Consider the following 14,515-nt stretch of genomic DNA (forward strand, 5'->3'; position numbering starts at 1 on the left):
TCCGGCAGTACGCCGTGGAAACGACCGCGGCGTGCAGGCATGCTAACCCGCTATCACCGGAGTTGTCCCGACGACCGACCTCGACCAGTGCGGGTACAGCAAGTCGTCCACGGCGAGTTCGGCGTCCGCGTAGCCCACGGGAATGTGGTCGCCGGACCGGTACCTGGTCCGGGTGCGATAGCCCTGGGCAGTCGGCTCGGTGTGTTCGTAAATCACGTCTTCGGTGACGACCCAATAGACCGGATATCCAGCGCGGCTGTAGAGATCTGCTTTGCGATTGAGATCCTGTGGCACCGTTTCGTCGGAGACTTCGACGACGAGCAGTACGTCGGAAGCTGCCCAGACCGACAACTTCGTGCCGATCATGTCGACCGGTTCGGCGTCCGACCGAAGTGCCCAGCAGTCGGGATCGGGCAGGGAGTCACCGGTGGGCAGCGTCGCCGTGGCCACTTCCACGCCGGCATGCGAGAGCCGACCGACGATCCGGCCCGCTGTGAACCCGTGCCAGTCCCCGATCACCACCGGCCATACCTCCCCCTCGACGAGTTCGACGCGATGGTCGAACGCGCCCGCCTCCCACGCGCGCAGGAACTCGCTGCGCGTCCAGCGGTAGGCGATCGCGACTGCCGCCGCCGACGTGCACAGAGCGCGCTCCGCGGTGGTGGTGAGGCGTTCCACGGCGTCCTCGACGTCGAGTCCGCGTCCGGTGATCAGCAGGTCGAGGCTTTCGAAGCTGGTCAGCGCCCACAGGATGTCGGTGGCCCATTCGACCGAGACGTCCTCGCGGAGGACGCCCGCCGCGGCGAGGCGGTTGGCCAGATGGGCGACGCCGCCTCGTCGGTCTTCTTCCATGCGGCGCACCGCCTCCGCGGCCGAGGCCGGATCCAGCCGGTCCATCGCGTGCAGGACTCGATAGATCTCGAGATCGCGCGCCTTCATGCGGCCGGCCGCGGCGATGGCCGCGCGCAGATGAGTGCGGGGATCGTCGGAACCGACGGCGGCGGTCAGCTCCCGGATGCCCGTCCGCTCGGACAGGTCGGAGACGAATGCGTCGAAAAGTCCTGCGCGAGAGCCGAAATCGACATAGATCGTCGAGCGGGACACACCTGCGATCCTCGCCACCTTGTCGAGGCTCAGTTGCTCTGTCGGGGCCTCGCGCAACCGCTGCGCCACGGCGTCGAGGATGTTTCGCCGGGTCTGTTCGGCGCCCTCGGCCCGCGCGACTTGGTCGTACTTGCGCTTGCTCATGCGTTTCATCCTTCCATATTTCAGTTGACAGTCTGTCCGACTAAAGCTCACTATTCGACAAGACATACTGTTCGATGAAATGGAGACAAAGGGATGGACCCGTCCGTACGAAGAGCCGGCTACGGTCTGCTCGCCCTCTGGCCGACGGGGCTCGTCCTCGTCATGGCCCACTCCGAGCACTTGGTGACCACACCGGTGTTCGTGCTCTCGGACGCGATCTATGTGCTGGGCGCGGTGGTGCTCGTGCGGCGCCTCGCACCGGCCGCGGAGTGTGCCGCGACGACGTTCGTGCTGGCAGGGATCGGCTTGTTCGCTGTCTGCGGGTTCACCGGCGGTCCCACGGCCCGCCACACCTCGTCGATGATGGTGAACACCGCCGCGCTGCTCGTCATGTCCGTGGCGCTGCTGACCGGCGCTGCCGGACTGCTGCTGCGGCATCGGCGCTCTGCTTCGATACACACGGCGGTGCCCGCGGTGGTGCTACTGGCGATCGGCACCTGCGGGTTCTGCATGAACCTCCTGGCTCGATTCGCGATCGTGCTCACGGGCGCCGGCCAGCAGCAACTCGCGGTCGAGGAAACACACTGGATGGCCGCCCGATACCTGCGCGGCCTGGAAGGCCCCGCGGACTTCGTCGGTTACACGCTGGTCTGGCTGGATCTGGTGCAGATCGCATACATCCTCACCGCGTACCTGGCGGCAGCGGCTCTGGCACGGGTGGTGGCAACGGAATCATCGGTGATTCGGCACGCGGGACTGGTCCTCACTCGCATCGGCTACGGGCTGGCGGCCACCTTGTCGGCCGGTGCCGTGCTCGCCGTCGTCATGCCGCGGTCGGTCGACGAGGTTCCCGCGACCGTCGCGTTCGTCACCAGCATCCCGTTCATGGCGACGCTGGTTCCCTTTGCTCTCGGCGTGGCGGTGCTGGCCGCCGCCGGTAGCCGTGCTCGACAGACTCAGGAGCTGAAATGAACGTGGTGACAGCGCTTGTCGCGGGTGTGCCGGGGTGCGCCGTGGCCGGTTCCGGGGTGGCGACCCTCGCGCGTCAGCCGAAGCTCGTCGGCATCGTCGCCGCGGTCGGCTTTCCGGTGCGGCGGATGTGGATGCTGGGGGTGGTCGAGCTCGCCGCGGCCTTCGGGTTGGCCTTCGGGCTCTGGTGGCGGCCACTGGCGGTAGCCGCCGCCATCGGGCTGGTCGTCTACTTCTGTGCGGCGATCGGGATGCATCTGCGCATGCGGCAGCGCGATATCGCCGCGCCGGTCGTATTCCTTCTGTTCTCGGTCGTGGTCCTGGCGCTCTCGGCGGTCGGCTTTTGAACCTTGCGTGCGCATCCGCGCGGTACGTTGCCACCTCGGCAGGCACCGCGACTCGCCGCTGCCGGACTGTCGAGCCGAGTGTCGACCACGCCGGAACGGCCTCAACCACTAAGGACATCAAACGTGCTCAACGACAATTTCCCGCGCTCGAACGCCTATCACCCGGACTGGGTGCGGTCGGGCGTCAGCGGTGGAGCCAACCCCCTGTGGCTCACCGAATGGCTGACAGAAGCCCTCGACCTCCGGCCCGGCATGCGGGTGCTGGATCTTGGATGCGGGCGAGGCGCGTCATCGGTGTTTCTGCACCGGGAGTTCGGCGTTCAAGTGTGGGCGGCGGATCTGTGGTTCGGCCCCGACGAACGCGCGGCCCGCTTCCGCGACGCGGGCGTATCGGACGACGTGTTCGCGATCCGCGCCGACGCGCGTGCCTTACCGTTCGCCGGGGAGTTCTTCGACGCCATAGTGAGCATCGATTCGTTCGTCTACTACGGCACCGACGACCTCTATGCCAATTATCTGGCCGCCTACGTCCGGCCCGGCGGGGCGATCGCGATCGCGGGCGCGGGTCTGACGCGTGAGATCGACGGACCGCTTCCCGATCATCTGCGGCCCTGGTGGGAGCCGAGCATGGCTTGCCTGCATTCGGCGTCCTGGTGGCAGCGGCACTGGCGGCGCAGCGGCGTCCTCGACGTCGACACCGCCGACACCATGTCCGAAGGCTGGCTGCGCTGGCTGGACTGGCAGTACGCGGTCGCGCCGGAGAACACGGTCGAGATCCGCGCGCTCGAACAGGACGAGGGCAGGTATCTCGGTTATGTGCGCGCCGTCGCGCATCGCACCGACGCCGCCCTCGACCCGCCGATCACCTCCGTGACCACCACTTATCAGCGGCATCCACTGCTGCGGGCGAGCCGGTAGGAAACGGCGTGCGCGCTCGGCGCGGATCGCGGGTGTCACCGGGCTGATGTCGCCCCACCGCGGCGCAGACGGAAGTATGGCGGCATGCTGCGCAGTTTTCAGGTGACCAACCACAGATCGCTGGCCGACGAGCAGGAGTTGCGGCTCACCAAGGGAAGCGGGCCGGTGGCCGTGCCGGTGACCGCCGTTCACGGCGGCGCCGCGGCGGGCAAGACGAACCTGATCGATGCGCTCGGGCACATGCGCGACGCGGTGCTGCATTCGGTGACCGGGTGGGACCCGTACGCGGGTCCGGTGCGGGCGCCGCATCTCGGATTTCCGGAGCGCCCTTCGGAATTCGTGGCGGCGTTCGTCGCCGAGGGCGTGCCCTACACCTACGGGTTCCGGTTGGACAACGCCGACGTGACCGCCGAATGGCTGCACACCCACCCGCGCTCGCGCAAGCGAATCGTGTTCGAGCGCAGCGGGGAACAGATCAAGGTCGGCCCGATGTTCGAGGCAGCGCGCTACGGGATCACCGCGCTGGCTCCGCTGGTGCGTCCGAACGCCCTGCTGCTCAGCCTCGCGGGCCAGATGTACTCCGACGCGCTCGTGCCCGCGTATCGATGGTTCGAGTCCATGCTCGAGGTGCAGCGCGGTCCGGTCGAACCCGACGCCATCGCCCACCGGGTGGGCAGCCACATCTCCCGGTCACCGGACAACGCGGCCCGGCTGCTGATGTTGTTGCGCACGGCCGAGCTGGGCATCACCGACCTGCTGCTCGCCGAGCACGACCCGATGTACGCCGACTACCTGCGCGAACTGGACGCCGACATCGCCGGCCTCGGCAAGCAGATCGACCTGTGCGCCACCTCGCCGGGCTACGGCGACCAGTTGCTGCGCGAGAGCGGCCTCACCGTCGTGCTGCTCGAGCGGGAGCTGACCAACATGAAGGCGGCGCGTGACGCCCTGTACGCGCGGATGGTGGCCCGGCGCGGCGTGGGCCTGCGCTTGGTGCACGACGGCATCGACAACCCGTTCGAGATCGGCGACGAGTCCAGCGCCACCCTCTCGTTGCTGCGGGTCCTGCCCGCCATGCTCGACGCGCTGGACGCGGGCCGCGTCCTCGCGGTCGACGACATCGGCGCGCGCCTGCCCGCCGAGGAGACCGACCGGTTGATCCAGCTGTTCCAGAATCCGGAGACGAATGCCCGTGGCGCGCAATTGATTTTCACCACCGACAACCGGATGCTGATCGATCGGGGCAACGGACGTTCGCAACGCACCCGCTCCTCGGTCTGGCAGGTGCGGCGCACCGATCAGGGCACCAGCGAGCTCGCGCCCGTATGAGGCGCACCTAGCATGGGGGCATGCTGGAGTTCGCCTCGCTGCTGATCCTGACCGCGGTGCTGGTCTCGCTGATCGTCTTCGTGATCCGCGGCAGGCGGGGCTATCAGCCGGCGAACCCGGAGGAGGGGACGCTGTACATCACCGGCGTGAGCCCGCCGCCGGACGCTCCCGGTGAGCAGTACGTGACCATCACGGGGAAGCTGACCGGTCCTTCGGTCCCCGGCAAGGTCGTGTACGGCCGCTTCGTCTGGGACACGAAGTCCTGGCCGGCGACCGGCGATCTGCTCACCGTCGTCTATCCGGCGGGCAAGCCCGACCGCTGGCAGATCTCCCGGCCCGGCTGAGGACGCCACGGCCGATGGCATCATGCCGGATATGGATGTATATGACACCGAGGTCGTCGTCCGCACGGCGCGGCCGCAGGATTACGAGGCGGTAGGCGAGCTGACCGTGGAGGTCTACGTCGGCGAAGGGTACGTGCGGCCGGACAGCCCGTACGTGCACGAACTGGCCGATACCGCCCGGCGCGCGACCTCCGCCCGGGTCCTCGTCGCCGTCCATGCCGATCGAGTCGTCGGCTCGCTCACCGTCGCGCGTCCCGGCACGCCTTATGCGGAGACCGCGCTGCCGGACGAGTTGGAGTTCAGGATGCTCGCGGTCGCGCGATCGGCGCGCGGCCTCGGGGCCGGAACCGCGTTGGTGCGCAGTGTGATCGATACGGCCCGAGCGGAAGGCTTCGCCGCCGTCGCGTTGACGACCATGCCCGCCATGGCCCACGCCCGTCGGATCTACGACCGCTTCGGCTTCCGCCCTGTCCCGAGCCGGGACTGGCACACCACTGTGGGTGACCCGCTGCACGTCCTACGGCTGCCGGTGGACTCGGCGGGAGCGATTCAGGCCGATCGAGTGCGGCCGCGAGGCTGGGATCAGCCGAGAACGGTGGCGACGATTCCCGAGAGATAACCGAGCCGGGCCACCTCGGAGGGCCGGAAGTCGGGGCCGCCCGGGCGGCCGAGCAGCAGCACCTTCCCGGAGTTGCCGAGCGGAGCGGCGGCCAGTTTGGTATCCATGTCGCGCCAGATCTCCGGCACCCAGTCGGCTTCGGGATCGAGCACGGTGGGTTTCTCCAGCGGCATCCACGGCGCCGAACCCGCCTGTGTCTGTGGCGCGCTCGGGCTGCCGACCACCCGGTAGGCTCCCTGCGGCCCGACGTCGATGATCGTGCTCCAGCCGACCCGCAGTACTCGCGGCACGCCGTCCACCAGCACCTGCATCCGGTCGTCGCGGGCGCTGGCCACCTGATCGATGAGCTCGAGTTCGCGGTGGGTGTCGAGCACGCCGGAATACGGGCGGATCGAGTCCACGTGCACGTCGCCGATCGATTCGGCGGCGGTGATGAGAGTATCGGGGAGTGCGCCGGAGGGGACCTCGACGACCAGGTCGTCGACGGCGTACCCCGCGCCGCGCTCGACCACATCCAGCGAGAGGATGTCGGCTCCGACGGAGCCGAGTGCGAGGGCGAGAGCACCCAGGCTTCCCGGTCGATCCGGAAGTTGCACGCGGAGCAGATACGACACGTGCGTTTCCTTTCTTAGAGCGGCCGAGGCTCTGAACGGATACCCGGGTGACGCAATACTTACACCCCTTACGGCCGGTTATCGAGTCGAAGCCCGTCCAGTGACGTACGCCACTCGGCAAATTCGCGCCGCGGCGGCGTGTCGTGCTATCCGGCGACGTCGTGTCGCGGCTGAGCGGGGGTTGCCGGAGACACGCTGGGCGACGGTCGCGCCGCCGTGCCGACGAAGCACGGGTGCCGGGTGGTGACGTGGTCGCCGGTGGCTAGGCTGTGTGCGTTGAGCACAGTTGATAACGAAGCCGAAAGGGGTCCCGCGGTGCCCGCCATCTCCCGTGACGAGGTCGCACACCTCGCCCGGCTGTCCCGGCTCGCGCTGTCCGACGCGGAACTGGATCAGTTCGCCGGACAGCTGGATTCGATCCTGAGCCACGTGCGGACCATCTCCGAGGTCGCCGCCGCCGACGTCCCGGCCACGGCCTCGCCGAATCCGGCGACCAATGTGACCCGGCCCGACGAGGTGGTGCCGGGCCTGACCCCGCGTGAGGCGCTGGCCGCGGCCCCCGCGGTGGACGAACAGCGGTTCATGGTCCCGCAGATCCTGGGAGAAGCCGAATGAGCGCGACGGCCGGGCCGGACCTGACCACGCTGTCGGCGGCCGAGCTGGCCGACAAGATCCACGGCCGCGAACTGTCCTCGGTGGAGGTCACCCAGGCGCACCTGGATCGCATCGCCGAGGTCGACGGCGAGTACCACGCCTTCCTGCACGTCGCGGGAGAGCGGGCGCTCGAGGCCGCGGCCGCGGTGGACGCCGCGATCGGCTCGGGCGCCGAGCCCGCCTCGCCGCTGGCCGGAGTTCCGTTGGCGCTCAAAGACGTTTTCACCACCACGGACATGCCGACCACCTGCGCGTCGAAGATCCTCGAAGGCTGGGTGTCGCCCTACGACGCGACGGTCACCAGGCGGCTGCGCGAAGCGGGCATCCCGATCCTCGGCAAGACCAACATGGACGAGTTCGCCATGGGCTCCTCCACCGAGAACTCCGCCTACGGCCCGACCCGCAACCCGTGGGACGTCACCCGCATCCCGGGCGGCTCGGGCGGCGGTTCGGCGGCCGCGCTGGCTTCGAACCAGGCGCCGCTGGCCATCGGCACCGACACCGGCGGCTCGATCCGCCAGCCCGCGGCCGTCACCGCCACCGTCGGCACCAAGCCCACCTACGGCACGGTGTCGCGCTTCGGCCTGGTCGCCTGCGCGTCGTCGCTGGATCAGGGCGGTCCGTGCGGCCGCACGGTGCTGGACACCGCACTGCTGCACGAGGTGATCGCCGGCTACGACCCGCGCGATTCCACCTCACGGGACGTGCCGGTGCCACCGGTTGTGGCGGCCGCGCGAGCGGGGGCGCAAGGCGATCTGCGCGGGGTCAGAATCGGCGTGGTGAAGGAACTGCACTCCGACAGCTACCAGCCCGGCGTGCTCGCCTCCTTCGACGCCGCCGTGGCGGTGCTGAAGGATCTCGGCGCCGAGGTGGTCGAAGTGTCCTGCCCGCACTTCGAATACGCGCTGTCGTCCTACTACCTGGTGATGCCGTCGGAGGTGTCGTCCAACCTGGCGCGCTTCGATGCCATGCGCTACGGCCTGCGCGTCGCCGACGACGGGCAGCACAGCGCCGAGCAGGTCATGGCGGCCACCCGTGCGGCCGGGTTCGGCCCCGAGGTCAAGCGCCGCATCATGATCGGCACCTACGCGCTGTCGGCGGGCTACTACGACGCCTACTACGGTCAGGCCCTCAAGGTGCGCACGCTCATCGCCCGCGATTTCGACAACGCCTACGAGCAGGTCGACGTACTCGTCTCGCCGACGAGCCCGTTCACTCCGTGGAAGCTGGGCGAGAAGGTCGACGATCCGCTGGCCATGTACCTGTCGGACCTGTGCACCCTGCCGACCAATCTGGCCGGCCACCCCGCCATGTCGGTCCCGTCCGGTCTGAGCGAGGACGACGGCATGCCCGTCGGTCTCCAGATCATGGCTCCCGCCCTCGCCGACGACCGCCTCTACCGGGTGGGCGCGGCCTACGAGGCAGCCCGCGGACCCATCGCCTGATGTTGCTCTCGGAGCCGCTCGGTTCCTCGCACCGGTGACACGGACTGCGCGGAATCGAGCGGTTGCACTGGACGCCGCACCGGCCTACTTCGCGCCTGACCGGGCGGGCTGCCGTCGCTGCCCGGTTCGCTCACGAGGCTCGCAGCGACTCCGCCTGCTTCTGGATGCCGTCGGTCATGCCTTGGAAGCCGCGCCGCAAATTCTTGCCGAGCAGGGCCACGACCACGGGATGCAGCCATCCGCCGAGTTCGAAATGCGACTCGTAGCGGGTGCGGTCGTCCCCGAGCGGCGTCACGGTGTGCGAGCGCAGGCTGCGCAGGGCGCCAGGGGGGACCGGCTTCATCGAGTAGCTGAGTTCGCGGCCGGGTGTGTGCGAGCGAATCCATTCGCGCTGCTTGCGCGGGCGCGAACCGGAGAGGCGCACGAGCATGTCGATCGGCTCGCCGGGCACCAGCGAACTGCTGCACTCCGTGACGAACGGATTCCACTCGCCGTAGCGCGGGAAGTCGGTGATCACCTGCCACACCAGTTCGGCGGGAGCGTCGATGTCGGCGGTGAGGTCGATGACGAAGGCCATGCGGAAATTAGAACATGTTCTATGACGGCTCCGCGCGGGCGCCGCGCCGAACGGTTCAGCAGGAACCCATGGCGGTGCCCTGGTCCGTGCCGTAACGGTGGCCGTGGCCCGGCGGAGCGTTCAATGCGGCGAGCAGGTCGGCGGTGGTCTGCGCGAAGCTGACCACCGGAAGCCATTGGGGGACCGGAGCGTCGACGCGGGTCCCGGCCAGGTCGGGCGCGCGCCACAGCTGGGAGAGCGACCAGTGGATCACCGGGTCGGAGCTGTTGGCCAGCACCGTCGCGCCGCCGCGGTGGACCTGGTTGGCGGGCGGACCGGCCCAGAGGGCCGCGCAGGTCCGGCGGTCCTGCTCGGCGTCGTCGGAAAAGACGGCATTGCCGCCGAGAGCGCCCAGGCTCTGCCCGTACAGGTACAGCTTCGGCTTGTGCGGCAGCCCTCGAACGTGGTCTTCCACGGCGGTGAACAGCGTGCGTGCGGCCGTCACCGCCGCGTCGCGACCGAACACGAACGTCGCCCAGCTCGGGGCATAGGAGTACTGCAGCCCGACCAGCGCCACGTCACCGTCGAAGCGCTGATCGAAACCCGCTACGGCGTTCGCGTCGATCCAGCCCGAGCCGGTGGGCACCGTGACCACCAGGTGGGAGCGCGTGAAGCCGCCCGACCGTTCCAGTTCCCGAATCGCCAGCGCGACGCGGCTGTTCAAGTCCGGCGCCGAGGCCACCCCGACGTAGACGCGCACGGCCCGCACCGATGCGCCGCTGACGAACTTCCGTCCCTCGGCGCCCAGCGACGCCCAGCTCACCGCGGATTCCGAGCTACCGGACCCCGTGTGCGAAACCGGGCGCACCAGAGCGGGATCGAGTTCGGCATTGGCCTTCGCGTACACCGATTCCCGCCATCCGACCATCGCGGGCACGCCGACGACATACAGCAGGACCCCCACGACGGCGGCCAGCGAGATTCCCCGCGCCCAGCCCAGCTTGCCCCATGCCCAAGCGACCGAGCGGGTGGCGCAGGCGAATAACCCGATGATCAACGCCGCCCCGAGCGCCCATCGCACCCAGTAGTCCGTTCCGATCGGCGGTATGCCCATCGCCGCACGCAGCCGGTTCTGCCAGTGCCCCGCGTTCGCCGCGGCGCCCACCACCGATACCGACGTCGCGATCAGCAGCGGCCACCGCACCCACGCCTGCCGTTGGTCGATGTCGAAATCCCAGCGGCGCAGGAGGATGCGCAGCACGCCGGCCGCGCCGAGCGCGAGCGCCGCGAGGAGCCCGGTCAGCACGGCTTGTGCGCTGGGCGTACGCGGCAGCAGTCCCGGGGCCGAGGACGCCAGTGCGCCTGCCCCGACGCCGAGCGTCGTACCGATCCGTGGCGGCGTCACTCGCCACAGGATGACGGCAACCCGGGGACGGCGGTTCATGAAGGCCGTCACGCTCGATGTCATCGTGGCACCGCTGTCGCGTAGGCGTCGTTCGGCAAGCGGTCCGCCAGTGCGGGCTCGCGCCGCCGATTGCGCAGGACGAGAACCGCGGTGAGCCCCGCGATTCCGGCGCCGAGCACGCCGAGCAGCTTCCAGGTCGCCGCCGAATCGGCATGCGCGGTGCCGAGCAGGGGTTCGACCACCGGCGCGCCGTAGTCCTGCCGCCGCGAGTTCAGGTCGACGGCGGTCTTCGCGACCGATGCCATCGCATCGCAGCGGGCGCGGGAGAACGCCTCGACGCGGTTGGCACAGGCTCGGTGCATCTCCCGGTCCAAGGTCGCGTCGAGGGCCTGCCGCGCCCACGGTCCCAGCGGTTCGCCGCGCCGGTCGGCGTAGCGCAGCAGGTCGTAGCCGAGGTCATGGGCCTTGCACGCGGTATCGAACTCGGCGGGCAGCGTCACCGGGGACGAGCAGTCGCCGCGCGGATTGACCACGAGGCCGTCCATCGTGCTCGGCCGGTAGCCGAACGACGCGACGAAGTCCGCCGGGATGGCGCCGAGCACGCCCGCGCCGCCCGCGGCCAGTTCGGCGACGGCGGCGCCGACCTGTGCGCTCTCGATCGGGGCCGCCGCGGCGGCGTGCGGGGTGGGTGCGAGGAATACCGTCGCCGCCACGGTGGTCAACGCCGCCGCGGTGAGCGCCGCGTAGCGTCTCGGGTGTTCTGTGACGGAAAGGGTTGGGGCGGAATGGGTTCGGGCTCCTGCGGCCGAAGCGTACCGGGTCTCGGGCCCGGCGCTGGTCGGTGTCCTCATGGCGACGACGTTAGGGACCTGTCTCCCGCGACCGCCTCACGCCCGGGGAGGTTTCCCGTGCCGTGCCGCCGGGGGAGCCGTCGCGCGGGTCTGGCACCGGGGTATCGGGCCGGAAATCACCCGTGGGTATGAGGCCCCCGCGAGCCGCGAGTTCCTAGTGTCATAGGCATGAACCGAGAAGATCGCGCCTGGACGCGACGGCTGGACGCGCGGACCTGGTTCGACCTCGGCACGGTGCTGCTCGCGCTGATCTGGTACACGGTGGCTTGGCCCACCCTGCATCTGACCCACGCGGTGCCCGCCGCGGCACAGCCGTTCATCGCGGCGCTGGCCGCGTTCCCGGTGCTGCTGGTGCGGATCAACCCGGCGTTGGGCTGGGCCATCTCGGCGGGTTCCGGGCTGGTGATCGCGCTGGCTATCCCACATCAACCGAACAACGACCTGCCGTTCCAGGTCGTGCACGTGCTGAGCCTGCTGGTGCTGCTGTTCGCGGTGGCGCTGCGCGCGCCGGGACAGATCGTGGCGGTGGCCTGGGGTGCGACGGCGCTGCTGTTCGCGGCCACCATGCCCGGTGAAGGAGAGGCGTTGGCGAGCGCCGCGTGGGGCTGGCCGGTCGCGCTGGCGGCGCTGGTGCTGTTCGGGCTGCTCGTGCGCTGGCTGGCGCTGTCGCGTCGACAGCTGGTGCGCCAGGAAGAGGAGAACGAACTCGAGCGGGCCCGCCGGGCCATCCTGGAGGAGAAGGCGCGCATCGCTCGCGACCTGCACGACGTGGTCGCCCATCACATGTCCCTGGTGGTAGTGCAGGCGCAGACCGCGCCGTACCGCGTCGAGGGGGTCACCCCGGCCGCTCGCGCCGAGTTCGAGTCCATCGGCGCCACGGCGCGCGAAGCGCTCAACGAGATCCGCGGCATGCTGGGCGTCCTGCGTAGCGACGGCCAGTTGCCCGAGCACGCGCCCCAGCCGAAGGCGGCCGATGTCATCGGCCTGTTCGAGGGCGCGCGGCGGGCCGGTGTCCGCATCGAGTGGACCGTCGACGGCTCGCTGGACACGATCCCGGAGACCACCGGCCTCGCCCTCTACCGCATCGCCCAGGAATCGCTGTCCAACGCGTCCCGGCACGCACCCGGCTCCCCTGTCGAAGTGCGCATCGCGCGCGGTGCGGATCTGCTGCTCAGCGTCGAGAACGAGCCGGGAGCCACCCCTGCCCGGCCGGTCGGCAACGGCGGACACGGCATCGCGGGTATGCAGGCCCGAGCGCTCGCCGTCGGCGGCGAGGTCACGGCGGGCCCGCGCGACGACGGTGGCTTCCACGTCCACGCGCGCTTCCCGCTCACCGCGCCCGACAGCGTCGCGGAACTCGTCGGGGCGGCCGCATCCGTGCCCGCCGAACCGGCACCTCGAGTCCCGAACCCCTGACGGCGCAGGTTCCGCACACGGCGGCCGCGGGAGATACGGGCGCAGCGCGAGCACGCGCTGGGCAATTATGGTGAGCGGGTGTCAATTACCGTGTTGATCGCCGACGACCAGGCGATGGTCCGTCAGGGTTTCGGGGCGCTGCTCGCGGCCCAGCCGGATATCAGCGTTGTGGGCGACGCGGCGGACGGAAAAGTCGCGGTGGCAGAGGCGAAGCGGCTGCGCCCGGATGTCGTGCTGATGGATGTGCGCATGCCGGAGATGAACGGGCTGGACGCGGCCCGCGCCATCCTGGCCGCCGGGTTCGACCCGCCGGTCCGCGTGCTGATGCTCACCACCTTCGACATCGACGACTACGTCTACGAGGCGCTGAGCCTCGGCGCCAGCGGTTTCCTGCTCAAGGACGCGCCCGCCGAGGAATTGGTGCGCGCGGTGCGGGTGGTCGCAGACGGTCAGGCGCTGCTCGCGCCGACGGTCACGCGCAGGCTCATCGCCGACGTCACCCGCCGCCGCAGCGCCGCCCGCGCCAAGCCGGCGCCGCAGCTGTCCGCGCTGACTCCCCGCGAGCGGGAAGTGCTCGAACTGATCGCGAAAGGCATGTCGAACAGCGAGATCGCCGAAAGCCTCTTCGTGGCCGAACAGACCGTGAAAACCCATGTCTCCAAGGTCTTCTCCAAGCTCAATCTGCGCGATCGAGCCCAGGCGGTGGTCTTGGCCTACGAGACCGGCCTGGTCACGCCGGGCTGATCCGGCTCACAGTGGCGCGCAGGAGCCGCCGCGCAGTTCGTCCAGATGACGCCCGAGCAGCTGCGCCATCCGGCTCAGGATGGCGGTGGAGTCCTCGAAGGTACCGGAATCGGCCTGCGCCGCGAGCGCCACGGCGATCATGCCGGACCGGACCGGCACCAGCCCGAACTGGCGGACGGTGTAGACGCCGGTCTCGTCGTCCGGGCCCCAGCCGCCCTTGAAAGCGGTGCCCTCGAGCACGCCCAGACCCCACGCCTGTTCGGGTGTGATCTCCGTCATCAGCTCGGTGACGTGGAACGATTCGGGCAGGCACGGCAGCTGGGAGGCGAAGCGGACCTGATTGGCCAGTGTCCATTCGGTGCCGCCGAAGGAGGTGTAGTCCAGTGTGGTGCGCGGGCCCGCCACACCGGTCGTGGCGTCGCCCGCCTCATCGATCACGTCCTGGACCGCCTTGGCCGCTTCCAGCCCGTCGCCGAGCGACTGCCACAGCGCCTCGGCGGCGTCGTTGTCCGACCAGGTGATGGCGGCCTCCACCTCGTGGCGGATCTCCTCCTGGGAATCGTGACGCAGCGCCGCGATCGCGAGCGGCACCTTCATGGTGGACCACGCGATGCCGCTGACCCAGTCGCCGAAGACGGTCATCCGGCCACCGCCCACGGGCATGATGGCCATGCCGACCTGTCCGCCCAGCCGCGGTTGCAACTGGGTGAAGTCCGCGGCCAGCGAGTCGGGAACGGACACCGTGAGGTTCGGCCGCCAGGCTCCCACGGTGTCGACGACCACCGGCGGCGCTTCGGTGGCGGTGCGCTCGCCGGGAAACAGCGCGCACGAGGTCAGTGTGAGCAGCACCACCATCGCCACGGCGCGTAGCCCCGAACGACGCGTCGAAGCGGATCTCGTCGACCTCACCACCGAGTCCTCCCCACCACCAGTGGCGCGTCGCGCTGTTCTTCGGCGGTGCAAAATAGCTCATCGGGCTCGTCCGGTCGGTGACCGGACGAGAGACATCGCCGCGGCACGCGACGGTGTCGCCGGCACGATATCTCGGACATAGTT

General features: G+C 69.7%; 16 protein-coding genes. 10 read left to right on the forward strand and 6 right to left on the reverse strand.

Annotated elements, in window-relative coordinates; all coding sequences use genetic code 11:
- Positions 1-42 precede the first annotated feature (42 nt).
- Entirely contained in the window at positions 43-1,248 is a 1,206-nt protein-coding gene (locus K8O92_16945; GenBank protein UAK29712.1) for a Uma2 family endonuclease, read from the reverse strand.
- 93 nt (positions 1,249-1,341) lie between these two features.
- Here K8O92_16945 and K8O92_16950 point away from each other — a divergent pair, with 93 nt between their 5' ends.
- From K8O92_16950 to K8O92_16975, 6 genes are all read left to right on the forward strand, one after another.
- The gene (locus K8O92_16950) at positions 1,342-2,220 is read left to right on the forward strand and encodes a hypothetical protein (GenBank protein UAK29713.1); all 879 of its coding nucleotides are present in this window, start codon (positions 1,342-1,344) and stop codon (positions 2,218-2,220) included.
- Positions 2,217-2,564 carry a DoxX family protein gene (locus tag K8O92_16955; GenBank protein UAK29714.1) on the forward strand — a complete coding sequence of 116 codons (348 nt, stop codon included), beginning with the start codon at positions 2,217-2,219 and terminating at the stop codon, positions 2,562-2,564. Before K8O92_16950 ends, K8O92_16955 begins: the two co-directional genes overlap by 4 nt.
- Before the next feature lie 123 nt (positions 2,565-2,687).
- Entirely contained in the window at positions 2,688-3,482 is a 795-nt protein-coding gene (locus tag K8O92_16960) for a methyltransferase domain-containing protein (GenBank protein ID UAK29715.1), read from the forward strand.
- Between the two features lie 84 nt (positions 3,483-3,566).
- Positions 3,567-4,811, forward strand: a complete 1,245-nt coding sequence (locus tag K8O92_16965) for an ATP-binding protein (GenBank protein UAK29716.1) — start codon at positions 3,567-3,569, stop codon at positions 4,809-4,811.
- 20 nt (positions 4,812-4,831) lie between these two features.
- A complete protein-coding gene (locus K8O92_16970; GenBank protein UAK29717.1) occupies positions 4,832-5,155 on the forward strand; it encodes a hypothetical protein in 324 nt (107 codons plus the stop codon).
- 31 nt (positions 5,156-5,186) lie between these two features.
- Positions 5,187-5,774, forward strand: a complete 588-nt coding sequence (locus tag K8O92_16975; GenBank protein UAK29718.1) for a GNAT family N-acetyltransferase — start codon at positions 5,187-5,189, stop codon at positions 5,772-5,774.
- Here K8O92_16975 and K8O92_16980 read toward each other — a convergent pair.
- Positions 5,738-6,388, reverse strand: coding sequence for an amino acid-binding protein (locus K8O92_16980; GenBank protein UAK29719.1), 651 nt, complete (start codon positions 6,386-6,388; stop codon positions 5,738-5,740). The two genes, K8O92_16975 and K8O92_16980, sit on opposite strands and share 37 nt — an antisense overlap.
- Positions 6,389-6,703: 315 nt before the next feature.
- Between K8O92_16980 and gatC the strand changes: the two genes are divergently transcribed.
- Positions 6,704-7,003: an Asp-tRNA(Asn)/Glu-tRNA(Gln) amidotransferase subunit GatC gene (gatC, locus tag K8O92_16985; protein UAK35745.1), complete on the forward strand. Its 300-nt coding sequence runs from the start codon at positions 6,704-6,706 to the stop codon at positions 7,001-7,003.
- The gene (gatA, locus tag K8O92_16990; GenBank protein ID UAK29720.1) at positions 7,000-8,487 is read left to right on the forward strand and encodes an Asp-tRNA(Asn)/Glu-tRNA(Gln) amidotransferase subunit GatA; all 1,488 of its coding nucleotides are present in this window, start codon (positions 7,000-7,002) and stop codon (positions 8,485-8,487) included. Before gatC ends, gatA begins: the two co-directional genes overlap by 4 nt.
- A 130-nt stretch (positions 8,488-8,617) precedes the next feature.
- Here the strand turns inward: gatA and K8O92_16995 are convergent, their stop codons facing one another.
- From K8O92_16995 to K8O92_17005, 3 genes are read right to left on the reverse strand one after another with little or no spacing between them, the layout of a single operon-like run.
- Positions 8,618-9,064: an SRPBCC domain-containing protein gene (locus K8O92_16995; GenBank protein UAK29721.1), complete on the reverse strand. Its 447-nt coding sequence runs from the start codon at positions 9,062-9,064 to the stop codon at positions 8,618-8,620.
- Positions 9,065-9,119: 55 nt separating this feature from the next.
- Complete coding sequence (locus K8O92_17000; GenBank protein ID UAK35746.1) at positions 9,120-10,487, reverse strand: alpha/beta hydrolase; 1,368 nt, start codon at positions 10,485-10,487, stop codon at positions 9,120-9,122.
- A gap of 20 nt (positions 10,488-10,507) precedes the next feature.
- Positions 10,508-11,299, reverse strand: a complete 792-nt coding sequence (locus tag K8O92_17005; protein UAK29722.1) for a hypothetical protein — start codon at positions 11,297-11,299, stop codon at positions 10,508-10,510.
- A gap of 168 nt (positions 11,300-11,467) precedes the next feature.
- Between K8O92_17005 and K8O92_17010 the strand changes: the two genes are divergently transcribed.
- Positions 11,468-12,715: a sensor histidine kinase gene (locus K8O92_17010; GenBank protein ID UAK29723.1), complete on the forward strand. Its 1,248-nt coding sequence runs from the start codon at positions 11,468-11,470 to the stop codon at positions 12,713-12,715.
- Positions 12,716-12,793: 78 nt separating this feature from the next.
- A complete protein-coding gene (locus tag K8O92_17015; GenBank protein ID UAK29724.1) occupies positions 12,794-13,459 on the forward strand; it encodes a response regulator transcription factor in 666 nt (221 codons plus the stop codon).
- Between the two features lie 6 nt (positions 13,460-13,465).
- Here the strand turns inward: K8O92_17015 and K8O92_17020 are convergent, their stop codons facing one another.
- Positions 13,466-14,371, reverse strand: coding sequence for a hypothetical protein (locus tag K8O92_17020; GenBank protein UAK29725.1), 906 nt, complete (start codon positions 14,369-14,371; stop codon positions 13,466-13,468).
- Between the last annotated feature and the right edge of the window lie 144 nt (positions 14,372-14,515).

Origin of the sequence: Nocardia asteroides, from assembly GCA_019930625.1 — a bacterium.
Lineage (GTDB): Bacteria > Actinomycetota > Actinomycetes > Mycobacteriales > Mycobacteriaceae > Nocardia > Nocardia sputi.